Origin of the sequence: Sediminitomix flava, from assembly GCF_003149185.1 — a bacterium.
GTDB classification, from domain to species: domain Bacteria; phylum Bacteroidota; class Bacteroidia; order Cytophagales; family Flammeovirgaceae; genus Sediminitomix; species Sediminitomix flava.
The window spans coordinates 181,950-197,050 of sequence record NZ_QGDO01000003.1 but is presented as its reverse complement, the minus strand read 5'-3'; the positions used below and the strand labels follow the sequence as shown (position 1 = coordinate 197,050).

The following is a 15,101-nucleotide window of genomic DNA, read 5'->3' as shown; positions in this document are numbered from 1 at the left end:
TGTCCGCTGTGGACATTACAATGCTAGTGTAGACTAAACACATAATCAAGGTTTGTGACCCAACTCAAGATCAAAAAGCGGTTTCGCAACCGTTTCCAATTTTCAAAAACAGGAAGGATTGCCTATATTTTGTGTGTAATTTTGAGCATACATAAGATTTTTTCAAGAGGGGAATTTGCAGGACACATGAGAAAAAAAAACTATACTATCACAGACCTTTCCATCAAATTAGGTGTATCCAAATCAACAGTATCGAGAGCACTGAAGGATCATCCTGATGTAAATCCTAAAACACGGGCTAGAGTAAAAGCTCTTGCTGAGGAACTTAACTACCAACCAAATTTATTAGCATCAGGCTTAGCCAGTAAAAAAAGTAGTATTATAGGTGTAATTGTTCCAGAGATTTCGAGGCAACATTTCTTTGCTGCGGCTTTAGAAGGCATTCAATCTGAAGCAAAAAAGAGTGGTTATACAATTATGATCTGTCAATCTGATGAAAGCTTTGAAGAAGAAGTCAAACAGTCGCAAATCTTACGAAATAATAGAGCTGCGGGTGTTTTGATGTCTCTATCTCGCGAAACACAAAATCATAACCATATTCTTAACCTTAAAGATAGTGGCGTACCCGTTGTTCTTTTTGACAGAGGAGCAGAAGGACTTGATGTTTCTCAAGTAATTGTAGATGACTTTAAAGGGGCTTACGAACTGACAGCTTACTTGCTCGAAAAGGGCTATGATGATATTGCCTATTTCAGTGGTCCGATGAATCTTGAAATTAGTCGAAAAAGATATGAAGGTTACATCCAAGCTTTACGTGACTATGGGCAAAGAGTATCTGAAGCTAAAGTTTACGAATGCGAACGCCTTTCATTAGACGTAAGAGATGCTATTCGTAAGGTATTCTTGGAAGAAAATCCGCCTAAAGTCATCATGTGTATGCATGATTATATGGCTGTAGAAGTGATCAAAAGACTCCAACAAAGAGGATTAAATGTTCCAAATGATATTGCTGTAACTGGTTTTGCTGGAGACCCAATCACCGATATCATTACCCCTAGAATTACAACAATGGAACAACCTGCTTTTGAAATAGGAAGAGCCGCAGCAGCTCAGTTGATCAAAGAAATAAAAATTGAAGAAGAGGAAGAAGTACTTCCTCATGAGATCAAAGTTTTTGAAACTAAACTCGATGTCAAAGAATCTACCTAATTAATAAAAAAATAGATCATAAAAAGTGAAAGGGTTTTAGCGATACTAAAACCCTTTCTTTTTTTTAAATTCTATACTGAGATAAAAATCAATCAAACTTTTCCATAATCTTCTTCATCACACTTTGGAGATGTTTACTTACTTCCCAAGGCACGACTTCAGAGGACTTACGACCTTCTAACAAATCAATACTTACAGCTTCTATCTCAAATTCAAAGCCATTCCCATTTCTATGATCTTCAAAGACTTCTACACAGTCTTCCATTTTATACCTTCTACATTCTTTTGCTCTCCAAAAATCTGGAATCTCGATATAACCTTCCTCACCTATAATGATACAAGAGTTGGGAAGTTTACACCTAAAGGCTGTCGTCAAATTCGCAATCTCATCTTCATAAACTAATAATGTTGTGACATCGTGATCTACACCACTTTCTGCTTTACGAGCTACCACATGAATATCTGAAGGTTCTTTTCCATCAAAAAAGAAACAAGCCATGGCTACATTATATACCCCCATATCCAAAAGTGCTCCACCTGCCAATTTTGGGTCATAATATCTACTTGAAGTATCATAAGGAACAGGATAACCAAATTCAGATTTTACATGCTTTACTTTTCCTATTTTTCCTTCCTTTACCCATTGTTTCGCTTTCTGAATTACAGGTAAAAAATAAGTCCACATTCCCTCCATCAAATAATTACCTGATTGTTCTGCAAAAGCAATCAACTCATCAGTCTGTTCAGCAATATGCGTTAGGGGTTTTTCACATAAAACGGCTTTGTTTGATTGGAGAGCTAAAAGCGTTTGATCGTAATGAAAATTATGAGGTGTTGCAATATAAATCGCATCAATTTCTGGGTCTTCACAAAGCGATTCATAAGAGGTATAAACCTTCGGAATTTTATATTGATCAGCAAATTTTTTAGCTCTTTCTTCATTTCGAGAAGCAACTGCCACAAGTTCTCCTTTAGTAACATGAGCAAAATCTTGTGCAAAACTATGTGCAATAATTCCAGGACCAATAATTCCCCATTTAATCTTTTTCATAAATCATTTATATGGTAAAAAATAAACCTTATTCAGGCGCTATAACAATTCTCAAAAAACAAAAAAATATAGCAAAGTATACACCTTAAGCTACTTCGCGACTACTTCATTAACGTATTTTACACACTTCATTCTTTTTTGGAGCTACCTACTTGAAATTAATTTTACTTACTTCTACTCCATAGTTCTATAATTTTTTGACAAGAACTCTTTTTCACTTTTTACTAACTCCATAAAATATACTAAGAGTAATGGATATAACAGCTTATGCACAACAATTTTGGGAAGAAGGATATTTAGTGATTGAAAACTTTTTTGAAGATGAGTTGATGGATCAACTAAATCAAAAAATCATTGACCACTTCGGGATGACTCCTGATTGGGATCATTCTGATGAATTCATTGAAAAATCAGCTACAGAAGTAGTACCATGGTTCCCTGCTCGAGAAGGTGTTTTGGACTTTCAAGTGATCGAAAACGACCCAAGACTTAATGAACTTACGAATCAGGTTTTGGGGGATAAATGGAATCTTCTTTACTGTATGATTATGTTCTCTAAACAAGGAACAAAAGGACAGGCATGGCATCAAGATTGTCCGCCCGAAAACTCAAAACAATTCAATCTAAATCGACTCATCTATACCCACGACATTACACCTGAGATTGGAGGGGAAACCTTGGTTTACCCAAATTCACATAAAATGGGAGAACTTACTTCTGGCAAACCGGATGAAGCTCTCGATAAGCAAGTAGTTTTGACTCCGAAAAAAGGAACACTTGTCCTTTTACATGGTCATACTTGGCATCGTGTGCTTCCTATAAAAGGAGCTTACAGAACTTCAGTCAATTTCCGTTCAACACCATTTGGCACTCCAGAAGATATTACAGATATCGCTGTTTACAGAAACATGAGATATAAATTTTCTACCAGTGAAGTGATCGAAGAAAGAGTCTAAAACTAGGGCATATATTTATCATTGATATACGTATTAAACCACCTTAGGAAGTAACCTAAGGTGGTTTATTTTTTAATTTCCCCTTAACTACTATCTATTTCTCACCTTAAAAATCTTTAAATAATAAACACTCAACATGATGCTCTTAAAAAATAACAAAGCATAAAAGAGTACATATTACAATTAATAAACTCCTTACTATAAGTAACTTATTTAAAAACTTATACCAATAACAAGATGAAAAGAGCATCTCTTGCCATTTCAATGATGATTGGCTTACTCTCATTGAGTGCTTGTCATGAAGAATCGCAACTTCAACAAGAAATCAATGACCAAATCCCATCTCAGAGTAGTCATTTGAGGTCTGCTGTTACTCAAGCAGATTGGACACCAGGTTCTATTTCAAGTATTGTTCCTTTGGATCAGCTTGAAGATTTGGGTGGTCAACCTACAGAAAAAGAAGTATGGAAAAGTAACAACCCTGAAATTTTTAGAGGAACGGGGTGGCTCATGCAAAACTCTCGTACAGATGCAACTCGTGGAGGTGCTCCAACACCTCTTTCAGGTACATTTCCGATCTACCTTTTCCACATCAACCAATCTGGAAGTCAAAAGTATGTACACATACTTGTCACTAACCCGAATAATTCAGCTATTACAGTTTCGGGTAAAGGTTCTATGTACACCAACTCTGAAAAACCTCTTTTAGGAGCTGGAACAGGTCAGAGTTTTCATGTCGCTAAAGATTGGCTAAACAACACTCCACGCTACTCTTTCTCTAATGTAAACATCAACAAATACAAGGCTTATGAAATAGCGAGACTCCCTGTAGCCAATAACAGTATGATTGATGGTAGATTTGAAGTAACTGCTAGTGCTGGTGCTTATGTATATACTGTTGTTACCTCTACGGGTAGTTTGACAGATGCCATAAACAAGTCTCAGAGCGGACCTGCTAATGGAGATATTTATTCTCCAAACCCTAATGCTTACGGACGTGAGGCAGGTGTTTATGAAAGTAGTGAATGGGTAGGTAGTACCGATATTTCGCTGCCTTCTTCGCAGTCTTACATAGGATTTGCATTGAACACAAGTGGTAAATTTGCTTACAATGGAGTGTATCAACAAGATCAGAATGCGCCAGCAGTAACACGCCTTTCTGACTCTGCCGATAAGACCTACGGAAACTACGGACACCGCTATGATATTACTTTAGCAATGAACAATCCGAATAGCACTGCCAAACAGGTTACCTTGTACTTCGCATCTAATTACACCAATAGTGTAAACAGTCCTTCTTTCACTTATAACGGACCGTTACGTATGAATGGAGTCGTGAAAAATATTTATACAACTCCAACTGCTCCTCGTCAGTGGTTAGCAACTTGGAATATTCCTGCTGGAGCAAACTTCAACGGAAAGCTAGATTTTTACATTCCTGGCTTAATCACTACAGGTCAACAATTGATCTTGCAAGTCAACTAGGTTTATTCCTGTTTACTTTTTAGATCATAAAAAAAAATCGGAGTCGATAGGTGTCGACTCCGATTTTCATTATAAAAACAGATTATAAATCAAACATTCTAAAACTCTGATGTTACCTGTAACCCAATACCTGTAACATATCTTGGCTTGTTTGTTCTTCTCGATACACATAATCTGTAAACGCTCCATTTTCATCTTTATCAATAATGATATGCTTTGGAGAAGGAATCAAACAGTGTTTAATTCCACCATATCCTGAAATAGATTCTTGATAAGCCCCTGTATTGAAAAAGCCAATATAAAGTGGATCATTCATTTTAAATTCTGGCAGATAAATAGCATTGATATGCTGTTCTGAGTTGTAATAATCATCACTATCACAAGTCATTCCACCCAAAAAAACACGTTCGTATTTATCTCCCCACCTATTTATCGGCAGCATTACAAAGCGTTTATTTATAGCCCATGTGTCTGGCAGTGTCGTCATAAAAGAGCTATCAATCATATTCCATTGCTCTTTGTCATTCTGTTTCTTCTGATTCACTACAGAATAAATTGTTCCTCCAGATTCTGCGACAGTAAATGAACCAAACTCCGTAAAAATATTAGGATGTTCTGCTCCGACACTTTCTGCTTCTTGCTTAATCTGAGCAACGATTTCAGTAATCATGTACTGATAGTCAAACTCAAATGCAAGAGAGTTTTTTATGGGAAATCCACCTCCAATATCTAGATGACAAATTGGGGCATCCGCCTTAATCAGATCTGTGTAAACATTTATGAATTTTCGAAGTTCGTTCCAATAGTAGGCATTATCTCTAATTCCTGTATTCACGAAGAAATGCAGCATTGAAACTTTAAACTTCGGATGCCCTTTCAATCTTTTTTTGAAGAAAGGAACAATATCCTTATAGCCAATACCGAGTCTAGAAGTATAAAACTCAAACTTAGGATCTTCTTCAGATGCAATTCGAATTCCAATTTCCAGAGGAGTATCGATCATTTCATCTAAAATTTCAAACTCGTCAAAACTATCAATGATGGGTATGATTCTATGAAAACCTAAATCAATTAGCTCTGCTATCTTGAGTATATACTCCTTTGTCTTATAACCATTACATAAAACATAGATATCATCATTGAGTAAACCTTGATTGAAAAGGTAAATGATAATATCAATATCAAAAGCTGATGATGTCTCAATGTTTACTTGTTTTTTGAGACATTCTTTAAGTACAAAATCAAAATGAGAACTTTTTGTGCAATAGCTATAATGGTATTTCCCCTTATAATTATGCTCTTCAAATGCGTTCTGAAACCACTGTCTACATAAATCAATCTTTTCACCGATCACAGGTAAATATGAAAACTTGAAGGGTGTTCCATACTTCTTTACAAGTGCATTCAAATCAATATGATGGAAATGAAGTTGATTGTCAGCTAGCTGAAACTCTGCTTGAGGAAAGTCAAAGGTCTGCTCTATTAAGTCTCTATATTTATTCTTCATTGGCTTCGACTCATACAAACACTAGGTTGTATTTTGAAGTTCTAAATTACAATTAACATTTAGTCATTTTAGCCCCAAATTTCAGATACAAAAGTGAATTTATTTGCATAACAATATTATTTTAGTAATAATTACTACCAAATAAGTAATTGACATATATTTTAAATGAAACTAGACGATATTGATATCAGAATCCTTGAAAAACTCCAAGAAAATGCCATGATCACAGCTAAAGAATTGGCTTCGGAGTTTGCGCTAACGACTACCCCTATCTACGAACGGATAAAAAAACTACAACAATCAGGAATTATTAAACAGTATGTAGCCCTTCTAGATGCTGATTTAATTGGAAAAAGTATTACTGTTTTTATCAATATCACGATCAAAGACCACCACTCCGAAAAAAGAAATGAGTTTGTAAAACGTATGGAAAAACTAAAAGAGGTTGTAGAATTTTACCACACTTCAGGTAGTTTTGACTTCTTGGCTAAGGTTCGGTTTTCAAACATTCAAGAGTTCCGAAATTTTCTTGTAAACGAGCTCTCTTCCATCCATAATATCAGTGATATTGAAAGCCAAATTGTACTAGAGGAGATCAAGTACTCTACTAAAATCATTTTAGATAAAACTGGGTTGTAGTAATGATTTTTATAATCAGATCAATAAAATTAAAAGCTCAAACTAGTACCTAACTAATTTGAGCTTTTTCATTACTTCTTCTTTGGTCTGAAAGGTTTGATGACCTCTTCATTACAAACTAAATAAGGTCCTTCCATAAGATCAATACAATAAGGTACTGCTGGGAAAACAGCATCCAAACATTCTCGTATTGACTTTGGCTTTCCTGGTAAATTTATGATCAAACTGCTAGCTCTTAAGCCTGCCGTTTGTCTTGATAAAATGGCTGTAGGCACAAATTTTAAAGATTCTGCCCTCATCAACTCTCCAAAACCGGGCATCATTCGATCGCAAACAGCTTCTGTGGCTTCTGGTGTCACATCTCTTTTCGCTGGACCTGTACCCCCTGTTGTGACTACTAAACAGCAATCTTGATTATCGACCATATCAATGATTGTGCTTTCTATAATCGCTTGCTCATCGGGAATCACTTCATATACTTCTTCCCAATCAGATGTCAGATATTCATTGAGTGTATCGATGATGGCTTTGCCACTTAGATCTTCATATACGCCTGCACTCGCCCTATCACTAACTGTTATGATTCCTATTTTAGCTATAGACATAGTTTAATTCATATAGAGTTATATATCAGTATTAAAGTTTTCACCTCGCTATAAGCATAAAGTAAGATGAAGTATTCGCTTGGTTTACTTTAAAAACAAACAGAAAGATATAGTATAAATAGAAAAGCCCAAACTAGTTTTTATTCTAATTTGGACTTAGACATATTTTATGATTTCTATTCGGGTACATAAATGATTTCACCACTTTCCAACTCATAAGCTGTACCTACACGTTTGCCTTTTTTATTTGATTTACCCTTAGTCTGATTCTGTTTGTAACGATTGATTTCTTTCCCCTTTTTCGTAATGATTTCCATATTCTCTTTCCCAGGGTTTTTCACCATTGTAAAATCTTCTTGGGTCAAGATTTCTGTCATATTGAAACGAGTAACTAATGCAACCATCAGAGCTACGGCAAAAACCATGGATACATCAAATAGATTGGCAACCAAAGCAATAGGATCATCGGTGCTTTCAGTTAAGAATTTGTTCTTTCTTCTTCTCATTTTCTTCTGTGATTAAATCTGCGATGTAAGTAAGATTAGAAAGTTCTTTAGCAAACCATCCTTGTTTGATTTCAGTAAGTAAGAAACCAATCGCTCCTACCACCAACCCCACTACCGTAGTAGAAAAAGCAACTTGCATATTCTGAGCCATTGATCCAATATCTCCAGAAGCCAAACCAACCAAGGCTGGGCCCATGGGTATCAATGTTCCTAAAAGTCCTAATACAGGACCTAACTTTGACATGCGTTTTGAACTTGTCAATTTTCTTGACATTTCAATTTCATAATCATCCAAAACTTTATCTCTGAATACAGCAGACCTACTGTTGATCAATTTCTCTACAAATGAAGAAATCATTGTATCATCTTCTAGTTCCGAACGCTCTATACCTTTTCGCTCAATTTGAAGTAGATATTCATCCAAGAATTTTCTAGACTTCAATTGTTTCTGATAAAGTCCGTAAAATCCTCCGATAGCCAATAATGCTCTGATAAAGAAAAAACATAAGATCAACATTACAGGAATCATCAGTCCTGTGGAGATCCAGTATAATATTTGATTTAGAATTTCCATTTGGTTTGTAGTTTATCCTTGAATTTGTATCCAATCCACCCCACTATAAAAAGAACGACAGTAAGTACACAGACGCCTATAAAAGGGGCTAATTCATATTCATTAATCTTGACCAATTCCTTTTGAGATTGGCTCAAAATAAGCATACAGACTCCTGCGAAAAACTGAGCAATTTGAAATAGGTAGATCAACTCAATTCTTAATTGCTTTGGTAAATGTGCATACTTCAGCATCATTGGAATCAAGCCAATTGAGATGAATATCGATAAGCCGAAAGCTAGGGCTAGATACTGGTATTCAATACCATCAAAACTGTAAAAAATTTTACTTTGAAAATATAGAATTCCACCTAGCAAAAGAATACTTGGGTAAAAACGAATAAGCCTTAAAACCTTCTTTAGCCTGTAACCAGATTCTTGCTTTAGTTGAAGAATGCTAAAAGCAAAAAATAACATTGCTTCTGCAATACTAATCGTTGAAAGTAGCTGAATATTTTGTCCAATCCATTGATCTATTTGTTTGGTACTAAAATCCAGAAGCCATTCAAATGATAGATAAGAAATGCATGCTAGTAGTAAAGCTACTAGCATACGTAATTTCATTTTCCATAAACTCATTTGTACAACCGAAGTCGTAAAAGCAAGTAGAAAAGCAAACTGGACTAAAATGATAAGATTAGCCATTTTTCACTCGTTTTGCAGCTACTACAAAAATCACTACAGCCACGATTCCGATAAGTAGGAAAAGAATAGTCTGATCGGAAGATTCTTCCGCATTCTTTGGCTGATCATTTGTTTCATCAGCTTGCAATGTTTCTTTCTCCAATACCATTCCTTCCACTTCTGTCTGTACTTCTCTTACTTTTTCTAATGCCGAAGCATAAGCTTGTTGGTTTTCTTCTGATAACTGCTCAGAGATAAAGCTTTTCAGTTTTGTATTGTCACATACAAATCCACTACATCCTGCATTATGCTTTTGAATAAGTTCGGTATGTAATTCTGAAAGCTTTGCAATTTGCTGCTCACTTGCTTTCCAATATCCCTTCCGAATTGTCTCAAGCATTACAGCTGTCATTTCTTCTAAGGCATAAGGATTTTCTCTTTCGAAAAACGCCTGTACATTCAGATTAAGTTGATCTTCCACATAAACATCATACAGATTATTCCACAATGAATTATCAATTTCCTTTGGCTTCATTACGTTCCAACCATAAGTATTTCGGAAAGTCTCGGCAAAAGATTCGGCAGAAGAAGCACCACCTTTCATGTATTCTTTGATGTATTTCGGATTCAACAAGGTCGAACGTGCTTCTACCCAAAGTGCTTCTTTCAAATCTTGTACTTTGGCTTTAGAAGGATTTCTAAAATCATTGAAATATGCATCTGGATCTTCTCCTGTGACATGCCTAACAGCCATACTCAGTCCACCCATAAATTCATATACGTGATCGAGGCTCAGACCACCCCAAGTATTACTTTCTCTTGGCTGAACGACAACTTCAGTATTTTGAAGAGCAGCTTCAAATACACCTTTTTGGAATGCGCCCCAATTCTCCCCTTTATCATAGATTGCGCCCATATTATTGAGGTAAGTTTCCGCAATCTCGGCTTCATCATTCCAACCACTTCCATCTTCTACCATACCCATGATATTTGTTCCGTAGGTATTGTTCTGTCCTCCAAATACACGTTGAGTAGCCCATTCTCTGGCCTGTTTTGGAGAAAGACCATTTTCTTTCATATATCTTTCAGCATCTAAAACTCCTTTTTTGACAAAATTCTCTTGGGTATCTTTTGCCTCAGCAGCCATCGCAACAGCTTTATTGATCAAATACATTCTAGAAGCTGCCAAATCACGGAATTGTCCTGCCGTTTGCACAACTACATCAATTCGAGGTCTATCCAATTCTTTTTCAGGAATCAAACGAATATCCATTACTCTTTTGAAAGGATCACGAACAGGTTCTACTCCTAATAGATAAAATATTTGAGCAACCATTGCTCCTTCTGTTTCGATGAAATCTCCTGGCCAAAGTGTAAAACTGATCTTTTGAGGATATTTACCATGCTTTTTGAAATGTGTACTCAATAAGTTTTTAGCTAGATCTTTTCCAACATTCCAAGCCTCTGGAGAAGGTGTTTTTTGCGCATCAATCGAATACAAGTTTCTACCCGTTGGTACCGTTGCAGGATTCGTGATTGGGTCACCTCCCGAAGATGGAGCGATATATCCACCATTCAAACCATTTAGAATTGCTTGCGTCTCTGCAGCTGTACTAATGGCTAAACTTTGCTCATAATGCTTAATGCTATTTACATTCTCTTCGATAGCCAAAACAGCTTTTACCCATTCAGCTTCTTTACGATTGAGTTCTGAAATCACCAATTCAATTCGCTCAATACTTAACGAAAGTTGTTCTTTAAATCCTTCTTTAGAAGTATATACTGAAAGTGCTTCCGAATTCTTTTCAATAATAAAATCCCAATTCTTTTGATACATCTTAAGCGTTTTAGGAAGTGCCATGAGTACTTCTTTTTGCTCAAAAGGAAGCTTTGTTCTTGGACTTACATACTGAAGCGTACGTACATTTTTAGCATCTGAAAATTGGGCGAGTAACTCCTCTTCTTTTTTGATTTTCTCTTGTGCTACTTGCTCTGCTAAACTCTCATCTTCCATCAATTTGAAAGTCATCTGACGCAAAGGTTCTTTTTGCATCATTTTGAGCAGTCGGAACACATCTTCTTGTTGTCCTATTTCAATTGCTTTAGCCATAGCAGGAATTGCTTTCGCAATCTTCTTCGCTTTTTCTAAAGTTTGAGGGTCAAGAATTCCAGAGCTTTGTTTGAACTGTTTATCAGATTTCAGATTGAGAATAAAATCTTTACGTTCTGGGTATGGAGAAATCGCAATCACTAAGCGTTTCAATTCGTCAATTTCCTTCTGACCTACTTGATTTGACTTCTTTTTAGCCGCATGAGGATGTTTTTTCTTCGCAGACTTTGTCCCCATTCCGATAAATCCTTTAATGATTTCTGCATCAGACATTCCTTTGTTTTTCAACACCCATGCCTTAGCTTTTTCTAAATCACTTTTAGATATATACTGCTCTAAAACTTGTGTAGAATTCTGCCCTTGATAAAGAACTTTTTCAATCAATTTTTTAGCTTTTTGTCTGTATTGTCTATCAAAGAAAAGCGCATCATCCAATTGTTTTTGACTTACTTTTCCTTCTATTTTATCCAATGTTGCCAAACTATATGCTATCGGATCTAAAGCCATTAACAAGACCGTATTTTTCTTCTGATCTTGATTGTAAGCATTACCAAGTGTGTACAATCCACCTGTTACTTTAGAATTTCTGACTTCCTCTACATAATTCGAAAGTTTGAACAGTTCATCCTCAGAAAAAGTATTGACACTGTCAAGTGCTAAATCTTTATGCAATTCTAGCTTCTGAGCTAGTTTTGTAATCCCTTTTTTGTATTCCTCTTTTACAGCGCCTTTTGTCAGAGAAAAAGTATTTAATTGATCGCTCAATTTTTTCAAATCCCCTGTCAATTCTGATTCCATAAATGGAGGAGTCAGATAACTTAAAGTGGTTGCATAACTTCTTCGCTTTGCGATGATTCCTTCGCCTACATTACTGATTGTGTAAATATAAAAATGTGGCGTTGTACCAATCAATGCATCTGTCCAATCGTATCCCGAAAGTGCGACTTGCTTACCCGGAGTAAATTCTAAACTTCCATGAGTTCCTAAATGAATAATAGCATCTGCTTTAAATTCATTTCTTGTCCATAAATAGGAAGCAATGTAAGGATGTGGAGGTGCTACTTTAGCTCCGTGTACCAACTTGAAGGTATCTTTCCCAACTCCAGATAAAGGTTGAGGTAAAAGGGCTACATTTCCAAATTCCAATCGGGCAACAGCTAAATAGTCTTTATCCCCTTCAGAAGTTGATAAATACTCACCTGGTGCTTTTCCATATTTTTCTACTACAGCTTGATAACTTTCTGATTTGAGATCTTTTTCTACCCAAGATTCATACGTATCTGTATCGACAAGAGCAGGATTTCCTTCTTTCAAATACGTATCAAAAGCACCTTTGGCGTAGGGTCCTAAAACCGCCCCTTGCTTTTTGATCATTTCCCAAAGTTCATCAGAAGAATTGGGCAAATTGTCAACTTTGTAGCCATTTGCTTTCAACTCTTTAAGCGTATTAAAAAGTGAAGGAACTACTTCCATGTTTGCGGCTACCATCGAATTCAAACCAGGACCTTTGAAATAATAAATCGCTACTTTTTTTTCCTTGTTTTCTTTCTTTTTCAGCAGAAGAAAATCTTCCACCATATCACCAAACTTTTGTAATCGTTCTGGAACAACTTGAAAGCTCAGATAACCGTTTTCATCTTTGTATTGAGCAATGATTGCATAAGGATTAATTCCACCATCTAGCTCTGGAAGTACCACACTCATCGAAAGTAATGAGCCATCAAAACCTTGTGGATCATCTACCCATTTTTCATATTCTTGGAATACACTCAATGGACTAAGCATCGGTATATTTTTCTCTTTCAGCCAAGCAATTGCCTCTTCTGATTGCCCAAGTGTGAGTCTTCCATGAGGCATCAAGATCACTAAATCGGGATCAACCGCTTTCAAAAACTCTAATCGTTTTGTGGCGGCACTGATCGTATACACATTTAAATTTCTTTGTTCCAACATTCCGATCAAATCATCAATATGATCTCTGTTGGCATTAAATGGCCCGGGTACAGAAGTGATCAGAGCCACTTTTGGCTGTCCCTCTTTGTGAAAACCATTTTCTTTTAGGTAAGTATCGTAGGCAGGAAATTCTGTGAAGAGTTTATCTTCATCCAAATGAATAAATACATCATTTGGAATTGGCTGAGGTGCTTTTGGCGTTTCTATAAACCATTTTTTACCGTCCAAATTTTGACGAACATAGGTAAGCATACTATTGTAGTTTTGCGTACCTCCAAATTTGAAATAGTCCGTAATCATATCTAGATGAGAACCTTTCAAATTGGTCACATCTACATTTGGATTTGTAGCAGCTTCCATAAAAAGATGCACACCACTATAACCCGCATTTTCGAGTTGTTGCTTTTCTTCGGGAGACATCTGGAAGCCTCTTCCGAAAAGAAAAATAGCTTTGTAATCTCTTGCTTTGTCTAATTCATCGAGTTTCAATTCATCGATCTGAATCCATGAATTAGTGTTCGATTTATTGATTCTTGAAAGTTGAAAACCTTGATAGTTGATGAAAGCAACTTTGGTAGGACTTACATTTTTGGCATAATAAAAATAAGCAAATCCGATAAGTATGATCAGAAATGCTCCTATGCCCAATTTTTTCCAGATCGAGAATTTTGATTTCATAAATAGAGAGAAACTTAGAAAGGATGGAGTATTAACTCCACCCTTGCAGTGAACTGAAATATGTTTGTTGTAGTTTAATCCTCAAGCGATGAGTATTCGAATGTTGGATAACCATTTTCTGCATTACCTCCACCTTTATAAGCAAGGAAACGGAGTTTGTAATGATTTCCATCTACATCTTTCACCAAATACGTTACAAAGTCATATACTTTAAAAATTCCACTGCTGTGTGGAGCCAAAATGTACAACCATGAACGACCAATTGCATTTGCTGCAGAACTTGGTGAAAGTTTATCGTAATCTGCTAGTACTAAATCATCATAGTTACTTTCCTCAATTCCGTACTGATTACGCTCTGACTCAGGGTCATCATTTACTTCCAAGTGAGCGTAAGGATCATCTTTAGCAACAGATACACCTGCATAATTATTACTAACTGTAGAAGCAGTCAATCTGTAAATATCACAGTTTATACCAGGAACTGCTGCTGGTCCCATAGCGGCACAAGGAGCTCCTGTTCTTACTGTTACTGCAGAAAGCATAATATCCCAATTCTTAGGAGCAACACTTACTGACTTATTATTTATGAATGAAAAGTATGTAAAGTCTTTATCTGTATCTAAATCAAAAGTTGTTTCTTGTTCATCTGAACCATCTAGGCTAGCAAACTTGATTGTCACTTGTGTATCATTAACCGCAGCGATCTCAAATTTGATTTTACCTAAAGCATTTCCATTTTCATCAATTCCTAAATCCAAGATGTAAGGACGGCTCTCTTCCCAACCAGCTAAGGCTGTTTTATCTAAATCTCCATCTTCTGCATCATAGAAATACTGTAAGCCTTCATCAGAAGAAACATCTACAAAACTATCTTCTACAGGAGTAGCTGCACTTACTTTTTTAGCTGTATTTGTACGAATTCTTTTATTTGAGTTTTCGATAGCTAAATCCCATGAGTTTGTAGCAACTTTTGTCATTTCACCTGTACTTAGGTCTACATAAACTTGGTATGCAAGATTACTCCCCATTTCAGCGGTTAAAGTAGAACCTAGTAATGGTGGATTGTCAGGGTTTGTATTCGTATCTTCATCCTCACAGCTTGTCAAAAAAAGAGCTGAAAATAATAAAGCGATTAAAGAAAATTTTTGAATGTTCATCTTTCTAAT

General features: G+C 36.0%; 12 protein-coding genes. 4 read left to right on the top strand and 8 right to left on the bottom strand.

Going from position 1 to position 15,101, the window contains the following annotated elements; all coding sequences use genetic code 11:
- Positions 1-186 precede the first annotated feature (186 nt).
- Positions 187-1,209, top strand: a complete 1,023-nt coding sequence (locus BC781_RS12895; protein ID WP_109618336.1) for a LacI family DNA-binding transcriptional regulator — start codon at positions 187-189, stop codon at positions 1,207-1,209.
- An 88-nt stretch (positions 1,210-1,297) separates the two neighbouring features.
- On the opposite strand, the gene BC781_RS12890 is transcribed toward BC781_RS12895, so the two are convergent.
- Entirely contained in the window at positions 1,298-2,260 is a 963-nt protein-coding gene (locus BC781_RS12890; protein ID WP_109618334.1) for a Gfo/Idh/MocA family protein, read from the bottom strand.
- A 251-nt stretch (positions 2,261-2,511) separates the two neighbouring features.
- Here BC781_RS12890 and BC781_RS12885 point away from each other — a divergent pair, with 251 nt between their 5' ends.
- Both BC781_RS12885 and BC781_RS12880 read left to right on the top strand, forming a co-directional pair.
- Complete coding sequence (locus BC781_RS12885) at positions 2,512-3,216, top strand: phytanoyl-CoA dioxygenase family protein (protein ID WP_109618332.1); 705 nt, start codon at positions 2,512-2,514, stop codon at positions 3,214-3,216.
- Between the two features lie 237 nt (positions 3,217-3,453).
- A complete protein-coding gene (locus tag BC781_RS12880) occupies positions 3,454-4,701 on the top strand; it encodes a DUF3370 family protein (protein ID WP_109618330.1) in 1,248 nt (415 codons plus the stop codon).
- A gap of 112 nt (positions 4,702-4,813) precedes the next feature.
- On the opposite strand, the gene BC781_RS12875 is transcribed toward BC781_RS12880, so the two are convergent.
- Positions 4,814-6,208 (bottom strand): type III PLP-dependent enzyme domain-containing protein, encoded by a 1,395-nt coding sequence (locus BC781_RS12875; RefSeq protein ID WP_109618328.1) that lies wholly within the window; start codon positions 6,206-6,208, stop codon positions 4,814-4,816.
- 165 nt (positions 6,209-6,373) lie between these two features.
- On the opposite strand from BC781_RS12875, the gene BC781_RS12870 reads away from it, so the two are divergent.
- On the top strand, positions 6,374-6,847 hold the full coding sequence (locus BC781_RS12870; RefSeq protein ID WP_109618326.1) for an Lrp/AsnC family transcriptional regulator: 474 nt from the start codon (positions 6,374-6,376) through the stop codon (positions 6,845-6,847).
- Between the two features lie 71 nt (positions 6,848-6,918).
- On the opposite strand, the gene mog is transcribed toward BC781_RS12870, so the two are convergent.
- From mog to BC781_RS12840, 6 genes are all read right to left on the bottom strand, one after another.
- Positions 6,919-7,452: a molybdopterin adenylyltransferase gene (gene mog, locus BC781_RS12865; RefSeq protein WP_109618324.1), complete on the bottom strand. Its 534-nt coding sequence runs from the start codon at positions 7,450-7,452 to the stop codon at positions 6,919-6,921.
- A 176-nt stretch (positions 7,453-7,628) separates the two neighbouring features.
- On the bottom strand, positions 7,629-7,958 hold the full coding sequence (locus tag BC781_RS12860) for a DUF2149 domain-containing protein (protein ID WP_109618322.1): 330 nt from the start codon (positions 7,956-7,958) through the stop codon (positions 7,629-7,631).
- Positions 7,927-8,532 carry a MotA/TolQ/ExbB proton channel family protein gene (locus BC781_RS12855; RefSeq protein WP_109618320.1) on the bottom strand — a complete coding sequence of 202 codons (606 nt, stop codon included), beginning with the start codon at positions 8,530-8,532 and terminating at the stop codon, positions 7,927-7,929. The genes BC781_RS12860 and BC781_RS12855 overlap by 32 nt, the downstream gene beginning before the upstream one ends.
- Positions 8,520-9,215, bottom strand: coding sequence for a hypothetical protein (locus tag BC781_RS12850; RefSeq protein WP_109618318.1), 696 nt, complete (start codon positions 9,213-9,215; stop codon positions 8,520-8,522). Before BC781_RS12850 ends, BC781_RS12855 begins: the two co-directional genes overlap by 13 nt.
- Positions 9,208-13,935, bottom strand: a complete 4,728-nt coding sequence (locus BC781_RS25650; RefSeq protein WP_109618316.1) for a cobaltochelatase subunit CobN — start codon at positions 13,933-13,935, stop codon at positions 9,208-9,210. The genes BC781_RS12850 and BC781_RS25650 overlap by 8 nt, the downstream gene beginning before the upstream one ends.
- Before the next feature lie 74 nt (positions 13,936-14,009).
- Positions 14,010-15,092 carry an HmuY family protein gene (locus tag BC781_RS12840; protein ID WP_109618314.1) on the bottom strand — a complete coding sequence of 361 codons (1,083 nt, stop codon included), beginning with the start codon at positions 15,090-15,092 and terminating at the stop codon, positions 14,010-14,012.
- Between the last annotated feature and the right edge of the window lie 9 nt (positions 15,093-15,101).